This window comes from Sphingobacteriaceae bacterium (assembly GCA_016715905.1).
In the GTDB taxonomy this organism is placed as follows: domain Bacteria; phylum Bacteroidota; class Bacteroidia; order B-17B0; family Aurantibacillaceae; genus Aurantibacillus.
The window spans coordinates 152,675-170,023 of the sequence record JADJXI010000004.1 but is presented as its reverse complement, the minus strand read 5'-3'; the positions used below and the strand labels follow the sequence as shown (position 1 = coordinate 170,023).

The window sequence follows — 17,349 nt, the reverse complement described above, 5'->3', positions numbered from 1 at the left end:
CTTTCATTCAGCAGTAAGTTTCCTTATTTTTGATATGAATGAATAATGTATACAAATACTTCTTTGCCTTGTTGGTCGGAGTTTATGTGCTGACGAATGTGGGCATACCGGTATATTATCATTATTGCGGAGGAGAATTAGAGAGCGTGAGTACATTAGTAAAAGCACAAGGATGTTGTGGAGATGAAGAAGAGGAAGAAGATTCAGATTGTTGTCAAAATGAAGTAAAAATCATTGCTCAGTTCAACGACTCCTATTCAAAAACGGAAAATATTGAAATCGCCAGTCCATTTAAAGTTTTATGTGATAATTCCTTTTTTCATACAACAATCTTACCCACAACAAATTTAAATTCGCATTTAAGTAAATTTTTACCTTTAAAATTACCCGAACCCGGGCGCGCAATTCTGCATCAAAAATCGGTGTTAATTATTTGATTAAGTAAATTTTAGTACGCATTACCTGACATGCTTGTTCAGGCTAAATTTTATTTACCACTAATTTAATAACATCAAAAAATGAAAAAATTAATTTTAATTGCCTTAATATTTACAGGCCTCAAAATAAAATCTCAAGTAATCACTTCCACCCTTAGCGTTAAAGGAAATTGCGATGATTGTAAAAAACGGATTGAAAATGCGGCAGATATCAAAGGCGTAAAGGATTTTATATGGGACAAAAAAACAAAAATAGCAACCGTTACTTATAGCAGTGATAAAACCAGTTTAATTGAAATTGAAGAAGCCATTGCTAAAAGCGGATATGATACCGAAAATGCCAAAGGCCATGATAAAGCCTATAATAAATTACCTAAATGCTGTAAATACAGAACTGAAAAATGCGAAAAAGACTAACAATAATTCGGTGCATTGTTTTAACCGTTTTATTGTTTTTTCAATTTAGTTTGTTTTGTCAAACAGATTCAAAATTGCTCAAAGGAAGAGTTACCGAATTTAGTAAGGCTCAGCATACAGGACTTCCCAGCGCAATCGTAAAATCATTGCACAGCAAAACAAGTGCCATAAGCGATATAGACGGTTATTTTAGCATTCAGATAAAAGAAGGATTTGATACCTTGGTCACTTATTTAACTTCATTTAAAAATGATACCAGTTTAGTATTTCCATCAGACACCCAGGTTGAAATTATTTTAAACAATGCGGTTAATTTAAAAGAGGTTGAAGTGAAATACATTGGGAGCGGAACCGAAATTGCCATGTTAAACACGCTCAAACTCGAAACTTTAGGTGAACGAAGTTTAATGAAAGCAGCTTGTTGCAATTTAAGCGAGAGTTTTGAAACCAATCCCAGTGTAGATGTCAATTTTGCCGATGCCATATCGGGTTCCAAACAAATTCAAATGTTAGGATTAGCCGGTCAATATGCGCAGATAACCAAAGAAAATTTACCCTACATGCGCGGATTATCTAATTCTTATGGATTAACTTTTATTCCCGGCACCTGGATAGAATCCATTCAATTGGGAAAAGGAGCAGGCTCGGTAATTAACGGATACGAAAGTTTTACCGGACAAATTAATACCGAATTAAAACAACCCATTGAAGAAGAAATTGTACACTTCAACGCATATGCGAATGAAAATGCAAGAAATGAATATAATTTAAATTTAGCCTCCCAAATTGTTCCCTCCTTCAGCACCATTCTTTTATCGCATGTGAGTTATAATCCATTGGCGGAAGATAAAAATCAGGATAAGTTTATGGATATACCTACCGGTAGACAATACAATTTCACCAATAAATATGCGCTAAATACCAGTAAAGGATTTGAATGGCAATTTGGAGGCTCCTTTTTAGATGATGAACGCGTGGGCGGACAAGTAAAAGCCATTAACGATTCAACTCCCAAGTATAAACTCGGTATTTCGAATTATAAATGGGATGCCTATTCAAAAAGCGGATACGTATTCAGAAAACCTGCCACCAGTATGGGCCTGCAATTAAACTATACCAGTCACGATGTGCGCAGTAATTATGGATTTAGAAAATACGATGCCACACAAAAAACAGCCTATGCCAATTTAATTTTTGAAAGTTATATTTTAAACACCAATTACAAATATAAATTAGGTGCGAGTTATGTGAATGATTTTTTTGACGAACAGTTTAGTCAACTTAAATTTAAACGAGAAGAAAAAACAGCCGGGGTATTTGGTGAATTTGTGTACGATTACAATAAGAAATTTAATGTGATTGTTGGAAACCGAATGGATTATAATAATTACTATGGTTTATTTTTTACTCCCCGTGTACATGCCCGATTTGCATTCAGTGAAAATTCGGTTGCACGCATCAGCGCCGGAAGAGCTTTGCGCACCGCTAATATTTTTGCGGACAATGTAAATTTTATGGCCACCTCACGCAATTGGATAGTGGAAATGAAAGACAGCACTTTACCCTTTGGCTTAAATCCGGAAAGAGCCTGGAACTACGGAATCAACTTCACGCAAAAGTTTAAATTAAATTATAAAGAAGCTTATGTAACCATTGATTTATACAGAACTGAATTTACCTCACAAGTAATTATTGATGCGGATGAAAATCCACAAGCCCTATACATTTATAACTTAGACGGTTATTCTTTTTCCAACACCGCGCAAATTGAATTTGGATGGGAAATCAGAAAAAGACTTTTTGTAAAAACAGCTTACCGTTATGTAGATAACCAACAAAAATATAAAACCGAAATGCGTCAGAAATATTTGGTTGCCCGCGACAGAGCCTTTATTAATTTTTCTTACGAAACTAAGAATGAACATTGGATGTTTGATGCCACCGCGCAATACAACGGAAGTAAGCGTTTACCTTTTACCGATCAAAATCCACCCGAATACCAATTGGCATCCAACTCACCTGAATTTTATAATGTATTAGGACAAATAACTTATTTGCACAAATTCAACAACAGCGAATTTAATGCGTACTTGGGCGTTGAAAATGCATTGGATTTTAAACAACTCCAACCCATAGTGGCTTCTGCGGCACCCTACTCTAAATACTTTGATGCGGCCATGACCTGGGGACCCATTTATGGTAGAATGTTGTATATTGGAATACGCTTCAAAATAAAAAAGCCCGAATAGTTTTTCGGGCTTTTATTCTTATTTTAAAAAATTTATCTGACCCCGTGCATCATCTTCAGCAAGAGTTTGCTTAAGAAGAATAAAATTACAGAAGCAATTCCGGCCATCACCACAAACAACATAAAAAATGCATATAAACTATTTATGTTATAACCCATAAACGATTTTTCTTTAATCAAAGAATCTTTAAATACTTCTTTCTGAATAGCAGTTTTCACTTCAACATCTTTCACTTCAGCAAAAGAAACCAAATCAATACTCAAATATTTTTTCCCGTTAATATCTTCAGCCTTATCCAATTTAGTAGTTAAACTTACTCCTTTTTCCGTTTGCTGACTTTCAATAGAAGAAGCTAAAATCATGGTTTCCGGATAATAAGAACTTAAGGTGCCGGCAAATTTATTTGCAGCTGCAGTTGATAAAAACCAAACGCCCATTAATAAGGAAGCAAATTTTATTGGCGCTAATTTATTTACCATCGATAAGCCTATTGGCGATAAACACAATTCACCAAAGGTGTGTATGGTATATAAACTAATTAACCACATCATACTCACTTTAGTTGAAGGATCAATTCCTTTTACACCAATAGCAATAACCAAATAACCCAAGGCCAATAAAAATAAACCTATGGATTGTTTGTAAGGCGAAGCCGGTTCCATATTTCTTTTACCTAAAAAGCCCCAAATGGCTACAAACACCGAAGCAAAAATTACAATAGCTACCGCGTTAATGGATTGAAAGTAACTGGCCGGTATAACTGTTCCCATCAATGTTCTATCGGTTTGCTCTTCGGCAAAAAAGGTAAGTGATGCACCGGCTTGTTCAAAGGCTGCCCAAAAGAAAATCACAAAAAATGCAACTATATAAATAACCGAAATTCTTTGTTTCTCTACTTTGGTTAATGATTTGTCCGAAATTATAAATCCGGGCGCAGCAATAGAAAGTGAAAATATAAATGAACCAATTACTCCCTGTCCTAAAAAGAAAAATAAAGTAAATAAACCGGCTTCAATCAATAACCAGGTTAATATTTGCCCGGATGAAAATTCCGATTTGGCTTCTTGTACTGTATCAATATCTGTAGTATCTCTTTTGTTATTGGGTCCCGAACCAATGGGTTTACCATCGGGTGTAACAATATATTTATCTTTTAACCAAATAAATAAAATTAAACTCAGTATCATACCAAAGCAAGCCGCTAAAAAGCCCCACTTAAAATCTCCGGGATTTCCGGTATCACCTAAATAACCACAAACTAATGGCGCAAAAAAAGCACCTAAGTTAATTCCCATATAAAAAATAGTAAAGGCCGAATCTACCCGCTTATCTCCCTGCGGATATAATTGCCCTACCATGGTAGATATATTGGGTTTAAAAAATCCATTCCCTAAAATAAGCGCCGTTAATCCGCCCATCATTAAAATTCTGGCCATATCTACATTTTCATAAAACGAGCCGGCCATAAACATTATGAATTGGCCAATGGCCATCATTACTCCACCCACAATAATTGATTTACGATTTCCCCAATAACGGTCGGCCATATAACCGCCCAAAAGCGGCGTTAAATAAACTAATCCGGTATAACTTCCATATATATCACTTCCAAAGGCTTTATCGTACAATAAGGCTTTGGTAAGAAATAATACAAAAATGGCACGCATGCCATAGTAACTGAAACGTTCCCACATTTCTGTCACAAATAAAACATAGAGTCCTTTCGGGTGACCTTTTTGAGCTTGTGTGTCTGCCATAATAAAAATTAATGTCGGCTAAAATAGCTTTTTTAATTAAGTATAACAACCCCTAATTAAGGGGTAAATTTGCAATTTGGTCTAAATAACATCGTCTAATTTTCCATTTTCTTTTAATAATGTAGAATAGTATGGGCGTGCCCCCCAACAGAAAAATAATCATTTCATCTTCACGTAATCATTTTCCTGTTGGGGGGTCGGGCTTCCTCCGCCTCGGCGGAGTGTCGGACGTTTCAATCTTTTGTTCGTTTCTCACAAAAGGATTTACACTACTATCCCTTGCGCTAAGCCTCCATTAATAATTGAAAATTTTTTATCTCTACAAAATAATTCTTTCGAAAAGTCAATGAAAAATAGACTTTAAAAATTATTTTTAATAAACGTGCTGTCCGCCGTTTATGCTGTAATTAGCTCCGGTAATAAAACTCGTTTCATCACTGGCTAAAAAACTTACCAGGTGAGCTACTTCTTGCGTTCCGCCTAATCGGCCTAAAGGAACCTGTGCAACAATTTGATTTAATACTTTTTCGGGTACAGCCATTACCATATCCGTGCCAATATAGCCGGGTGAAATGGTATTTACGGTTACACCATATTTTGCAACTTCCATAGCTAATGATTTGGTAAATCCGTGCATTCCTGCCTTTGCGGCACTGTAATTGGTTTGTCCAAACTGTCCGCGTTGCCCATTCACCGATGAAATATTGATAATTCTTCCGAACTGTCTATCAATCATTCCCTGAATTACATTTTTAGTGCAATTAAAAACCGAATCCAGATTAGTGGAAATTACCGCTTTCCAATCTTCCGGTTTCATATTAATTAACCGACTATCGCGTGTAATACCGGCATTGTTCACCAAAATATCAACCGGACCAACTTTTTCTTCAATTTCTTTAATCATGTCTACTGTGCTATTCCAATCCGAAACATCACCAAAAAACAAATCAACGTGAATCCCTTCTTTATTCATTTTTATCAACCACTCATCTGCTTTTGTTTTAGTGTGATAATTACCGATTACTTTATAACCATCCTTATGTAATTTTTTACACATGGCAGTTCCTAAACCACCGGTGGCACCGGTAACCAAAACAACACGCTTATTCGATTTTTTATCCATGCTATTTTATTTTTGACATATTCATAACCGTGGCTTCTCCGCTGGTACAAACAATTCCTGTTGACTTATCTTTAATCAATGTTTCTACAGTTGCCCGGTTTCTTTCCTTTATCACTTCCTTCACAGTAAATACAGCTTCATAAACTACATCCACATACATGGGTTTTAAAAAACTTAAAGATTGCTTCAAATAAATTGTTCCTTCACCCGGAAATAAAGTTCCAAATACTTTACTAAACAAAGCTGCACCCAACATACCATGCATAATTGGTCGTTTAAACATAGTATTTGCAGCAAATGCCGCATCCGTGTGCACCGGATTATTATCACCGGTTACTTTAGCAAATTGATTTACCTCTTCCTGCGAAAAAGAGAATTCATGTACAAAGGTTGAATTAAGTTCTAACATTATTGATGATTTTAGGGAATTAAATTAAAACTAATTTTTTGTTTTCAAAAATTTAAGTTCATTATTTTCTTCCGAAATTTGATAATTATAGGTTTAATAGCATTGAGATGACATTAATATGACTTACCCAAAAATTACATTACATAAAGGCAAAGAAACTTCACCCTTGCGCAGGCATCCTTGGATTTTTTCAGGAGCTATGCATAAAAAAGAAGGAGAAATAAACGAAGGTAGTATTGTTGAAATTTATTCTGCACAAAATGCTTATTTAGCTACCGGTTATTTTGCTAACGGAAGCATTGCCATTCGCATTTTATCGTTTAAGCAAGTGGAGATTGATAAAACTTTTTGGATTGAAAAAATAAGTAAGGCCAAATTATACAGAGCGTTATTACCTATTCAAAATGAAAACACCAATGTGTATCGTTTATTTTTTGGTGAAGGCGATGGCGCCCCGGGCTTAATTATTGATAATTACAACGGTCATTTGGTTATTCAAGCACATTCCTACGGAATTTATTTACAAAGGCAAACCATTGCCGAAGCCTTACAAGAAGTATTCGGCTCATCCCTAAAAAGTATTTACGATAAAAGTGCCGAAACCTTACCCAAACAATTTGCACCGGAAGCCGTAAATGGTTTTATTGTGGGCGCGCAAGAAGAAGTGCTGGTGAAAGAAAACGGACATATTTTTAAAATTGATTTTGTAAACGGGCAAAAAACCGGATTTTTTATCGATCAAAGAGAAAACAGAAAGTTGCTCGCTAAATACAGTCAGGGAAAAACTGTATTAAATACTTTTTCTTATACCGGAGGTTTTTCGGTTTACGCAGCCAAAAACGGAGCCACGCAAGTTGAATCGATTGACATTAGTAAAACGGCCATTGACCTATGCAATAAAAATATTGAATTAAACAACTGTAAAAACCACAGCAGTTATGCCATTGATACTTTTGAGTTTTTAAAAGATAAAAAAGATTTGTACGATATTATAGTTTTAGATCCGCCGGCATTTGCAAAAAACCGAGACAGTAAGCACAACGCCGTGCAGGCTTACAAACGCCTGAATGCAACCGCATTAAAATTAATTAAAACTAACGGTTTACTATTTACCTTTAGTTGCAGTGGTGTAGTTGATAAATTTTTATTTTACAATACCATTACTGCTTCAGCCATTGAGTCTGGAAGAAATGTAAAAATATTGCATTACCTCAACCAACCGGCCGATCATCCGGTAATTCCCTTTTTCCCCGAAGGAGAATATTTAAAAGGAATGGTTTTGTGGGTGGAGTGAGAATGATTTGCGCAAAAAAAATACATATCACTGTAATTGATAATTTAGCTTTTGTAATATAATTTACTTAGTTGCCAAAAATTCATCATGTACAATCAGTATTGACTATTGTGCTTTTTATAGTTATATTTGGTTGTGATCAGAATTAAGATCTTGGCTATATTTTGTTTATTTGTTTCAACATTAATTGGACAGGGTATCGGTTTTCAATGGGCTAAGAATTTTGCAGATACTTTTAGCGCAGAAAGTAGATCAGTAAAAATTGATATTCTTGGAAACATATACACTACTGGTACATTTAGTGGTACCGCAGATTTCGATCCCGGTCCGGGAATTTTCACATTAACTGCGAACGGTATTGATGCAGTTTTTATCAGCAAATTGGATGTCAATGGTAATTTGATCTGGGCACGCCAGTTCGGCGGCTCTGTTCTGAATAAAGGATATGACATCACAATTGACGCATCAGGAAATATTTTCACTACTGGAACATTCCAGGGGAATTGCGATTTCGACACAGGACCCGGAATATTCAGCGTATTTAGCCCAAGTCTTAACGTATTTATTCATAAGCTAGATCCCTCCGGCAATTTTGTTTGGGTTAGAACTTTTTCAGGAGCTGGATCAGGTTATGGTTATGGTATTAGCACTGACATGAGCGGTAATATCTATACTTGCGGGGAGTTTGGAGGTACTTATGACTTTGATACAGGGCCCGGTACCTTCACACTATCCAGTAATGGAGGGATGTCCGATTTATTTCTGCACAAGCTTGATGCTTCAGGAAATTTTGTTTGGGCCGGCGTTTCCGGCTCTGTTAATAATGATGTTGCTTATGCCTTAACCAACGATATCAGTGGTAACGTATATATTTGCGGCTCACATCAGGGAGTAACCGATTTTGATTTTGGATTAGGTGTAACATCATTAACAGCTTCTGGTCTTGCCGACATTTTTATTTGCAAATACAATAGTTCTGGCGCTTTGCAATTTGCACGACAATTAGGCGGCAGTTCCTGGGATGAAGCATTATCAATTTTCGTTGATAACGTGGGTAACATTTTCACAACAGGTGTTTTCAGCACCATTTGCGACTTTGACCCTAACCCTTTCTCACAATATTGGCTTACCAGTTCTGGGCAAACAGATGCTTTTGTCAGTAAGCTGGATCCTAATGGCAATTTTATTATGGCAAGGCAATTAGGTGGCAACAGTGGTGATGCCGGATATTCGATAAAGTGCGATGTTTCTGGTAATATCTATACTACCGGAAGGTTTTCTGGTACTTGTGATTTTGATCCTGGTCCAGGATTCTTATATCTAACTTCAATGGGATCTACAGATATTTTCATAAATAAATTGTCACCAACGGGGAACCTGATCAACTCAGGAAAAATGGGTTCAATAGGTGTGGACACCGGATATTCTCTTTGTTTAGACGGAGGGGGAAATACTTGTATAACAGGATCATTTGATAAGATCTGTGACTTTGACCCCGGCGCAGGTACATACACCCTTTCATATACTTCGCCCGGAAAAAATTTCATCATGAAACTTTGTTCAATGAATACACCTACCATCACAGCAAGCGGAACAACAACTTTTTGTCAGGGAGGAAGTGTAACTTTATCAAGTTCTCCCGCCAACAGCTATTCTTGGAGCAACGGAGCTACTACACAAAGCATTTCAACTAATCAGACGGGCAATTATCTTGTTATTGTCTCAAATTCAGTTGGGTGTTTGGCATCAAGCAATTCTATATCCGTTCTAGTAAATATACTACCTACTATTTCGGTTAACAATGGGACTATATGTCCTGCAACTAATTTTACAATATTGCCGACAGGAGCAAATAGCTATACCTATGAAGGAGGAAGCGCGGTGGTTTCACCAACAAGCAATGCAACTTACACAGTAATCGGTGCTAGCTTATCCGGTTGTCTTTCGTCAAATATTGCAACGGTAAATGTGATTGTGGCCTCTTCACCTACTCTTTCTATTAATTCAGGAACGATTTGCAGCGGATCAAATTTTACTTTATCAGCTTCAGGTGCTCAATCGTATACCTATCCTGGAGGCAATCCTGTAGTAAGTCCAATATTTACTTCTACATTCTTTGTTGTTGGCAGTAGTTCATTAGGATGTACATCAACAGGTTCAACTGTGATTGTTGTTAACCCTATTCCGACAATTTCTGTAAATAGCGGATCGTTATGCTTATTTCAATCTTATACATTAAACGCTTTAGGTGCAAATTCTTATACTTGGTTTAATGGCAGCAATTCCCAAAACGTAATTATTACTCCTAGCGTCAGCGGAACTTATTCAGTTATTGGCACGAGTTTAAATAATTGTTCTGGAACAGGTGTTTCTACCATTATCGTTTACTCGTTACCCACTATTAATATTTTGAGTAGTCATTCACAAATTTGTTTAGGAGAAACAGCTACATTATCAGCAATTGGTGCTGATAATTATTCTTGGAGTCCAGGTACAATAGGCAATCTTCAAGTTGTGAATCCAACATTAACTACAAACTACACGGTAACCGGAACTTCATTTTATGGTTGTAGTAGCGAAAAAAGTTTTACTTTGACTGTGCTGATTTGTAATTCGATAAATAACTATAATGATATTAATAAAACATTTTTAATCTATCCAAATCCCGCTTTTGATCATATTCATCTTCTGAATAATAGCATGAAGGCTGAAAACTTTGAGTGTTTTGATTTAATGGGACATAAAATATGGAGCAAACAATTTGAAAATGGAGATCACTACATTAATCTTTCTGATTTGACTCCTGGTGTATATATATTAAAATCCAACAATGGTTCAAATAATTTCAATAAGACCATTATTAAACAACCTTAAATGTTTTTATTATTTTTAATATTTTAGGCATGCTCTTTTTCTCCGAAGGAGAATATTTAAAAGGAATGGTTTTGTGGGTGGAGTAACTTTAAAGTTTATTCAAATTGCGTTAAGCCCGCCCACCGCAGGCTGGCACAATAAATCGTAAAAAAAATCATTTCTCTTTCGTGAAACTCATATAATCCTGCAAAATAATTATTGCACTAATTAAGGCAATTATATTATTTACTCAACTATAAAAGTGAGAATATATTGCGCCAGCGATTGAGCGAAAAGCCCGGTGCAAAATTTTGTTTAGTATTTATTGAGCGAGCCTGCCTGCGGTAGGCAGGGAGGCGACCAACGGAAGCCACCGCAGCCAAACAAATACTACAAAATTTTAACCGGCTTGCAGCGAAAGCGCGAACAGGCGCCCAAAAAAAATCATTACTCTTTCGTGAAACTCATATAATCCTGCAAAATAATTATTGCACTAATTAAATCTACACTTTCTTTTACTTGCCTATCTTTTTTCTTCACCCCGCCCATTAACATAGTTTGTTGTGCAATAGCCGAAGTAAAACGCTCATCGTAACGCACAATTTTTTTATCGGGGAATTTTTTTTCGAGATGGCGAACAAAGGGATCTATAAAACGGGCGCTATCACTTTTTTTATTCATTAAGGTTTTAGGTTCACCCACCACAATCACATCCACTTGTTCCTTTAAAAAATAAGCACTGAGGTATTCCACCACATCTTTACTATGTATGGTAGTTAAACCACCCGCAATTAATCGCAAGGGATCACTTACGGCCAAACCCACTCTTTTACTTCCGTAATCTATGGCTAAAATTCGTCCCATGCCGTAAAGTTAAGATAAAGTGCCAAATTGCTTAATGGCTTTAAAATTATTTATAGCGAGGGGGAAATGATTCCTGTCAATTCAAACAAAATTATTTTTACTTAAATTAGTATCATGGTAAAAAAGATTGGAATTTTAACATCAGGCGGAGATTCTCCGGGAATGAATGCTTGTATTAGGGCTATTGTGCGAACTGCATTATTTCAACAAATTGAAGTAGTTGGTTTTATAAGAGGATACGAAGGATTAATTGACAATGATTTTAAAGTGATGACCAGGAAAGCGTATCCGGAATTATACACCGTGGAGGAACTATTTTAAAAACCGCACGCAGTGCAAGATTTATGACTACCGAAGGCTTGCAAAAAGCTGTTGCTACGGTAAAACAACATCAAGTAGATGGATTAGTAATTATAGGAGGTGACGGAAGTTTTAAAGGCGCCATTGAATTGAACAAACATTTGAATATACCCATTGTTGGATGTGCCGGAACTATAGATAATGATTTAATAGGTACTGATTTTACCATTGGATATGACACGGCAATTAACACCGTTGTGGAAGCAGTGGACAGATTGAGAGATACAGCTGAGAGTCATGACCGGGTTTTTGTGGTGGAAGTAATGGGAAAAGATGCAGGGCTAATTGCATTAAGAAGTGCGATTGCCTGTGGAGCTGACGCGTTGCTTGTGCCCGAAATAAAAGGAGATTTAGAAACACTCATTTTAAAAATGAAGGAATGGAGAAAATCAAAAAGCAGTAAAATAATTATAGTAGCTGAAGGGGATGATCACGGAGGAGCTTATAAAATTGCCAACCTCATTAAAAATAATTTTCCGGAATTTGATATGCGTGTGAGTATTTTAGGCCACATTCAAAGAGGGGGAAATCCTACCTGCATGGAAAGAGTAAACGCTTCGGTAGTGGGACATCAAGCTGTTTTAGCCATTCAGGCCGGACGAAAAAATGTAATGGTTGGATTAATCGATAAAACGGTGACCTTTACGCCATTTGAAAAAGCGGTGAAGCACATTGAAAAATTAAATCCGGATTTAGAAAAATTGATTGAGGTGTTGAGTAGTTAATCAATAGTTAAGCGCAAAACTTCATTTCGGTCTGCAGAAAGCAGACGAACAAAATAAACACCCTTACTCAAATCAGCAATATCAATTTCATTCAGTGGAGTTTCAACAAATAATATTATTGATTTTTCAACTTTACCTAACACACTAATTATTTCAATTTTAACTTCTCTTCCAAAAAACCCGGGTAAAACCAAATTCACATTTGAGTTAGCCGGATTAGGAAAAAGAAAATTTGTTAAAGATTTAGCATCGCAATCATTGGTATAAACCAAAATAAACTCCTGAATTAAACCTGAAATATCCTCTTGAATTAATTTGTAGTACACGGTTTCTTTAAGCGGATGCTCATCAACTAAAGTATAATTCAATTTTTGAGTACTGTGTCCGGCGGCAGCAAGCTCCCCTATTCTTTCAAAATTTACTCCATCAACTGATCTTTCTATTCTAAATATTTTACTATTTAATTCAGTGATGGTGGTCCAATAAACATTCACCTTATTTCCCATACAAAAAGCGGAAAAAGCTACCACTTCTACTGGCAAAGGCACCGTGCAAGTACTTGTTTGAGAAGTATTGTTATTTGCTAGAGAGCGTGCAGTAGCCAAAACACTTTCGCCCGGATTAATAGTGATACCCGTTAATGTCCAGTTTCCAACCGCATCCGCTAATGTACTTCCCTTATAAATAGACATGTCTTTACAATTTCCGCTTGTATTGGCAAACACTTCTACCGTATCACCAACACCTGCAGTAACAGCACCACTGCCTGTAACAATGGAGGTTGTATACGTAACAATATCGGGAGCAGGTTTACCATTATTGCCTTGATTAACTCCATAATTTAAATTGATTGGAAATTGAGTTGCGCCTACGCCGTTGGAATAAATTAAATTTCTTGAAATCATGTGCCCCACTGCAGGAGTTGAAGTAACATTTACGCCATTTCCGGTATTAAAAGCAATGCGGTTACCTTGGGGATTTTGACCCACAGCTCCCAAATAACCGCCAACCGTATAATTACTCACACTTTGTTGCAATTGAATTCCTGTTGCCTGTACAGCGCCGGCAACCTGCAAACCGTTAATTCCGGGTCCGATATGATTAGCACGAATAATATTATTTGAACCCGTAGCCAAGGCATTATAAATTCCGATATTTGTGTTTCCGGAAATAATATTACCATACCCGCCAATATCGCCAATCAATAAACCCGATCCATGTATATCCATCCCTCTTGATTGTGTGGCTCCTGTAACTACGTTTAATCCATTAGCTTGTAAGCCAATAATGTTTCCTAAATACGCATTCCCAACTGTATTTCCGATTCCATAATAACCACCAACAGAATTCCCCGACATTACATTACCTTCACCGGCTTGTAATCCACCAATGGTATTACTAAATGCAGGAGGATTTAATTGCACACCAAACGATTGCGTACTACCTATAATTCTATTTATTCCATCTCCGGCCAAACCAATGTAATTTCCACGAACCACGTTATTAGTAGCGGTTGCACCGGTTATCACTACACCATTACTGTTTGCAGAAATTATGTTTCTTGTTGATGCACCACCCGATCCACCTACAACATTATCTTTAGCATTGCTCATGTAAACACCGGTTTGGTTAGTAGCATTTGTTAAGGTTCCGCTTGCTGCAGGATTAGGGCCAATGGTATTTTGAACAATGGTGTTTAAAGATGCAGATACTGCCGACATATAAATACCATAAGATGTGTTACCTGAAATCACATTCCCATCTCCCGCACCGGTATTTCCGATTGCGTTTAATGAACCATTTGACATGCTGATTCCATATGTTTGATTGGTACCAATCACACGAGTAAGACCATCTCCGGAAGGACCTATATAATTTCCCGTAATGGTGTTCACATAAGCGCCACCCATTGAAATTCCGGTTGTATTCCCTGAAATTATATTACGCGTATTTGCTGAATTTCCACCAATAATATTACCTCTGGCACCGGGAGACATCAATATTCCTGTACTATTTCCTCCACCGGTAAGTGAGGCAGTTGCTCCCACAGCTAATCCAATGGTGTTTTGTTGAATAGTGTTGCCAACATTAGTTGCCTGATTTAAAACCCAAATTCCCATATTACTCGCTCCGGAAATTAGATTTCCTTCTCCGGGGCCGGGCCCCCCTATTAAATTACCTGTACCTGTATTTACAGCCATTCCAGAACCGCCAACACCAATTAATCTTCCTGTACCTAACTTATTTGTGCCCCAGTAATTCCCTTGAATAATATTATTTCTACCACTCATATCCATCCCTAAATTCGGATTTCCGGCAATCACATTTCGAGCCCCGGCGGCAGAACCACCAATAAGATTATACCAACCGCTATTACTCATACCATTACTTTGTTGCGTACCTACCAAACCTGTAATACCATCAGACAATGGCCCAATAAAATTACCTTGAATGACATTGGAGTAAGAACTGATCACAATTCCCGTCCCTCTGTTTCCTGAAATTAAATTTCCATCAAAAGCTCCTGTTCCGCCAATGGTGTTGGAGTTTGCAGGATTTAATAGGTATATACCCGTTGAGGAAGCCGTTAATGCACTTGTTCCGTTTGATTGCAAGCCGATAATATTTCCTCTTACAATATTGGCCGTTGCAGTTGCACCGGCAAAATAAATTTTCACACCTCCACTTCCTCCCATTCCCGAAATTAAGTTTACGCCTGCATTTGTACCATCACCAATTAAATTATTAGCTCGTGTACAATAGATGCCGTAATATGGTTTGGCCCCCATTGTTGACCCATCATCAGCCATACCTAAATAACAACCAATTATGGTATTACTTGAGCCCGCCAAACTAATACACATATCATTCGCACTTGGAGTTCCATCACCAAAATCATTTAATACCAAACCCTGAATTAAATTATTAGAACTTGAAATCGTTAAACCAACGGGAATATTATTTCCGTTACCCAGTATAATTTTATAAACCGGATTCAATGGTGTAGCTATGCTTGTACTAAAGATTGCAATACTATTTGGCGTTCCGGGGTTTCCGGCATTATCCCAACCATTAATAAAAACACCTGCGTTATCGGTTAAGGCAGGCAAAGCGGATAAGAGTGTAATAGTGAATGGACCACCAACTCCTAAATTAAAATTAATATAATCGTTACCTACAGTTGTATTTGTAATGGCAATCGCTTCCCGCAATGAACCCACGCCGGCATCATTGGTATTATTTACTGTTACAGTGATTGCATTTAGTGGAATTGAAAAAAACGAAATAAAAAATATCAGAAGGATACTTTTAAGGTTTGATTTTTTCATCTGTTATAAAATTCTACACTAAATGTAGTTCCAAATTGGACAGACTCAAAATAAAAGAATTGACAATAGTCAATTTTTGATGAATATTAGACTAATTACAAGAATGTTAGGTTAACCTAATCGAATTACCCTACAAATGAATCACCTCACCGTATGCTGCAGCGGCCGCTTCCATAATAGCCTCGCTCATGGTTGGATGTGGATGCACGGTCTTAATTAATTCATGACCTGTTGTCTCTAATTTTCTTAAAGCAACACATTCTGCAATCATTTCGGTAACATTGGCCCCAATCATATGAGCGCCCAATAACTCCCCGTATTTTGCATCAAAAATTAATTTTATAAAACCATCGCTTGCACCGGCTGCTTTAGCTTTACCGGATGCAGTAAAAGGAAATTTACCAACTTTTATTTGATAACCTGCCTCTTTAGCTTTTTTCTCGGTGAAACCAACGGAGGCAATTTCAGGTTGAGAATAGGTACAACCCGGAATATTATTATAATCTATTGGATCCACATGCAGGCCTTTAATTTTTTCAACGCAAGTAATTCCTTCGGCGCTGGCCACATGTGCTAAAGCCTGACCCGGAACACAATCTCCTATTGCATAATAACCCGGAACATTGGTGGCATAAAATTTATCTACTACAATTTTTCCTTTATCTGTTTTTATTCCGGTTTCTTCCAATCCAATTCCCTGAATATTCGCTTCAATACCCACAGCAGATAATACAATTTCTGCTTCCAAGGTTACATTACCGTTTTTTGTTTTAACCGTAGCTTTGCAAGTGTCTGATTTGGTATCAACAGATTCTACCGACGCATCGGTCATTACTTCAATTCCGATTTTTTTAAGTGACTTTTCTAATTGTTTACTTACATCTTCGTCTTCAACCGGAACAATGTTTGGTAAAAATTCAACAATAGTTACTTTAGTTCCCATGGTTGCATAGAAGTAAGCAAATTCCACTCCAATTGCACCACTTCCTACAACAATCATTGTTTTAGGTAGTTTTGGAAGAACCATCGCTTCTCTGTAACCAATAATCTTTTTCCCGTCCTGCGGTAAATTTGGAAGCTTGCGTGAACGTGCACCCGTTGCAATAATGATATGATTGGCTGAATACGTATTTATTTTTCCATCATCACCGGTTACATCCACTTTTTTACCGGGTTTAACTTTGGCTGTTCCAACAATCACTTCAATTTTATTTTTTTTCATTAAAAATTGAACTCCCTTACTCATACCTTCGGCCACATCTCTACTTCTTTTTACCACTCCGCTAAAATCAGCTTTAATGTTTTCAGCGCTGATGCCATAATCTTTGGCATGATTTAAATACTCATATACCTGAGCACTTTTTAATAATGCTTTGGTTGGAATACAGCCCCAGTTTAAACAAATGCCGCCTAAACTTTCTTTTTCTACCACAGCTACTTTATATCCCAATTGCGATGCGCGAATGGCAGTTACGTAACCACCCGGACCACTTCCTATAATAATAATATCGTAATTCATACTTGTTAATTCA

The 17,349-nt window shown here is 36.9% G+C and carries 11 protein-coding genes and 1 pseudogene; 6 read left to right on the top strand and 6 right to left on the bottom strand.

What is annotated here, in order from left to right:
• The first annotated feature begins 38 nt into the window (after nt 1–38).
• From IPM51_04965 to IPM51_04955, 3 genes are all read left to right on the top strand, one after another.
• Nucleotides 39–437, top strand: a complete 399-nt coding sequence (locus tag IPM51_04965) for a hypothetical protein (GenBank protein ID MBK9283653.1) — start codon at nt 39–41, stop codon at nt 435–437.
• An 81-nt stretch (nt 438–518) separates the two neighbouring features.
• Complete coding sequence (locus tag IPM51_04960; protein MBK9283652.1) at nt 519–854, top strand: heavy-metal-associated domain-containing protein; 336 nt, start codon at nt 519–521, stop codon at nt 852–854.
• On the top strand, nt 839–3,103 hold the full coding sequence (locus IPM51_04955; protein ID MBK9283651.1) for a TonB-dependent receptor plug domain-containing protein: 2,265 nt from the start codon (nt 839–841) through the stop codon (nt 3,101–3,103). The genes IPM51_04960 and IPM51_04955 overlap by 16 nt, the downstream gene beginning before the upstream one ends.
• Before the next feature lie 32 nt (nt 3,104–3,135).
• Here IPM51_04955 and IPM51_04950 read toward each other — a convergent pair whose 3' ends face one another.
• The 3 genes from IPM51_04950 to IPM51_04940 form a co-directional block, all read right to left on the bottom strand.
• Nucleotides 3,136–4,860: a peptide MFS transporter gene (locus IPM51_04950; protein MBK9283650.1), complete on the bottom strand. Its 1,725-nt coding sequence runs from the start codon at nt 4,858–4,860 to the stop codon at nt 3,136–3,138.
• 373 nt (nt 4,861–5,233) lie between these two features.
• On the bottom strand, nt 5,234–5,983 hold the full coding sequence (gene phbB / locus IPM51_04945; protein ID MBK9283649.1) for an acetoacetyl-CoA reductase: 750 nt from the start codon (nt 5,981–5,983) through the stop codon (nt 5,234–5,236).
• 1 nt (nt 5,984) lies between these two features.
• Nucleotides 5,985–6,392, bottom strand: coding sequence for a MaoC family dehydratase (locus tag IPM51_04940; GenBank protein ID MBK9283648.1), 408 nt, complete (start codon nt 6,390–6,392; stop codon nt 5,985–5,987).
• A 118-nt stretch (nt 6,393–6,510) separates the two neighbouring features.
• Between IPM51_04940 and IPM51_04935 the strand changes: the two genes are divergently transcribed.
• Complete coding sequence (locus IPM51_04935; GenBank protein MBK9283647.1) at nt 6,511–7,686, top strand: class I SAM-dependent rRNA methyltransferase; 1,176 nt, start codon at nt 6,511–6,513, stop codon at nt 7,684–7,686.
• Between the two features lie 153 nt (nt 7,687–7,839).
• On the top strand, nt 7,840–10,560 hold the full coding sequence (locus IPM51_04930; protein ID MBK9283646.1) for a T9SS type A sorting domain-containing protein: 2,721 nt from the start codon (nt 7,840–7,842) through the stop codon (nt 10,558–10,560).
• A gap of 426 nt (nt 10,561–10,986) precedes the next feature.
• Here the strand turns inward: IPM51_04930 and ruvX are convergent, their stop codons facing one another.
• Complete coding sequence (gene ruvX, locus IPM51_04925) at nt 10,987–11,403, bottom strand: Holliday junction resolvase RuvX (GenBank protein MBK9283645.1); 417 nt, start codon at nt 11,401–11,403, stop codon at nt 10,987–10,989.
• Between the two features lie 114 nt (nt 11,404–11,517).
• Here ruvX and pfkA point away from each other — a divergent pair.
• Nucleotides 11,518–12,488 (top strand): annotated as a pseudogene (pfkA, locus tag IPM51_04920) (6-phosphofructokinase).
• Here the strand turns inward: pfkA and IPM51_04915 are convergent.
• Complete coding sequence (locus tag IPM51_04915) at nt 12,485–15,817, bottom strand: T9SS type A sorting domain-containing protein (GenBank protein ID MBK9283644.1); 3,333 nt, start codon at nt 15,815–15,817, stop codon at nt 12,485–12,487. The pseudogene pfkA and the gene IPM51_04915 overlap by 4 nt on opposite strands.
• A 130-nt stretch (nt 15,818–15,947) precedes the next feature.
• On the bottom strand, nt 15,948–17,336 hold the full coding sequence (gene lpdA / locus IPM51_04910; protein MBK9283643.1) for a dihydrolipoyl dehydrogenase: 1,389 nt from the start codon (nt 17,334–17,336) through the stop codon (nt 15,948–15,950).
• Nucleotides 17,337–17,349: the final 13 nt, after the last annotated feature.

Excerpts from the sequence above, each read along its gene's own strand:
- lpdA (MBK9283643.1), bottom strand. The coding sequence starts at position 17,336 with ATGAATTACGATATTATTATTATAGGAAGTGGTCCGGGTGGTTACGTA.
- IPM51_04955 (MBK9283651.1), top strand. The coding sequence starts at position 839 with ATGCGAAAAAGACTAACAATAATTCGGTGCATTGTTTTAACCGTTTTA.
- ruvX (MBK9283645.1), bottom strand. The coding sequence starts at position 11,403 with ATGGGACGAATTTTAGCCATAGATTACGGAAGTAAAAGAGTGGGTTTG.
- IPM51_04965 (MBK9283653.1), top strand. The coding sequence starts at position 39 with ATGAATAATGTATACAAATACTTCTTTGCCTTGTTGGTCGGAGTTTAT.
- phbB (MBK9283649.1), bottom strand. The coding sequence starts at position 5,983 with ATGGATAAAAAATCGAATAAGCGTGTTGTTTTGGTTACCGGTGCCACC.
- IPM51_04950 (MBK9283650.1), bottom strand. The coding sequence starts at position 4,860 with ATGGCAGACACACAAGCTCAAAAAGGTCACCCGAAAGGACTCTATGTT.
- IPM51_04935 (MBK9283647.1), top strand. The coding sequence starts at position 6,511 with ATGACTTACCCAAAAATTACATTACATAAAGGCAAAGAAACTTCACCC.
- IPM51_04915 (MBK9283644.1), bottom strand. The coding sequence starts at position 15,817 with ATGAAAAAATCAAACCTTAAAAGTATCCTTCTGATATTTTTTATTTCG.
- IPM51_04960 (MBK9283652.1), top strand. The coding sequence starts at position 519 with ATGAAAAAATTAATTTTAATTGCCTTAATATTTACAGGCCTCAAAATA.
- IPM51_04940 (MBK9283648.1), bottom strand. The coding sequence starts at position 6,392 with ATGTTAGAACTTAATTCAACCTTTGTACATGAATTCTCTTTTTCGCAG.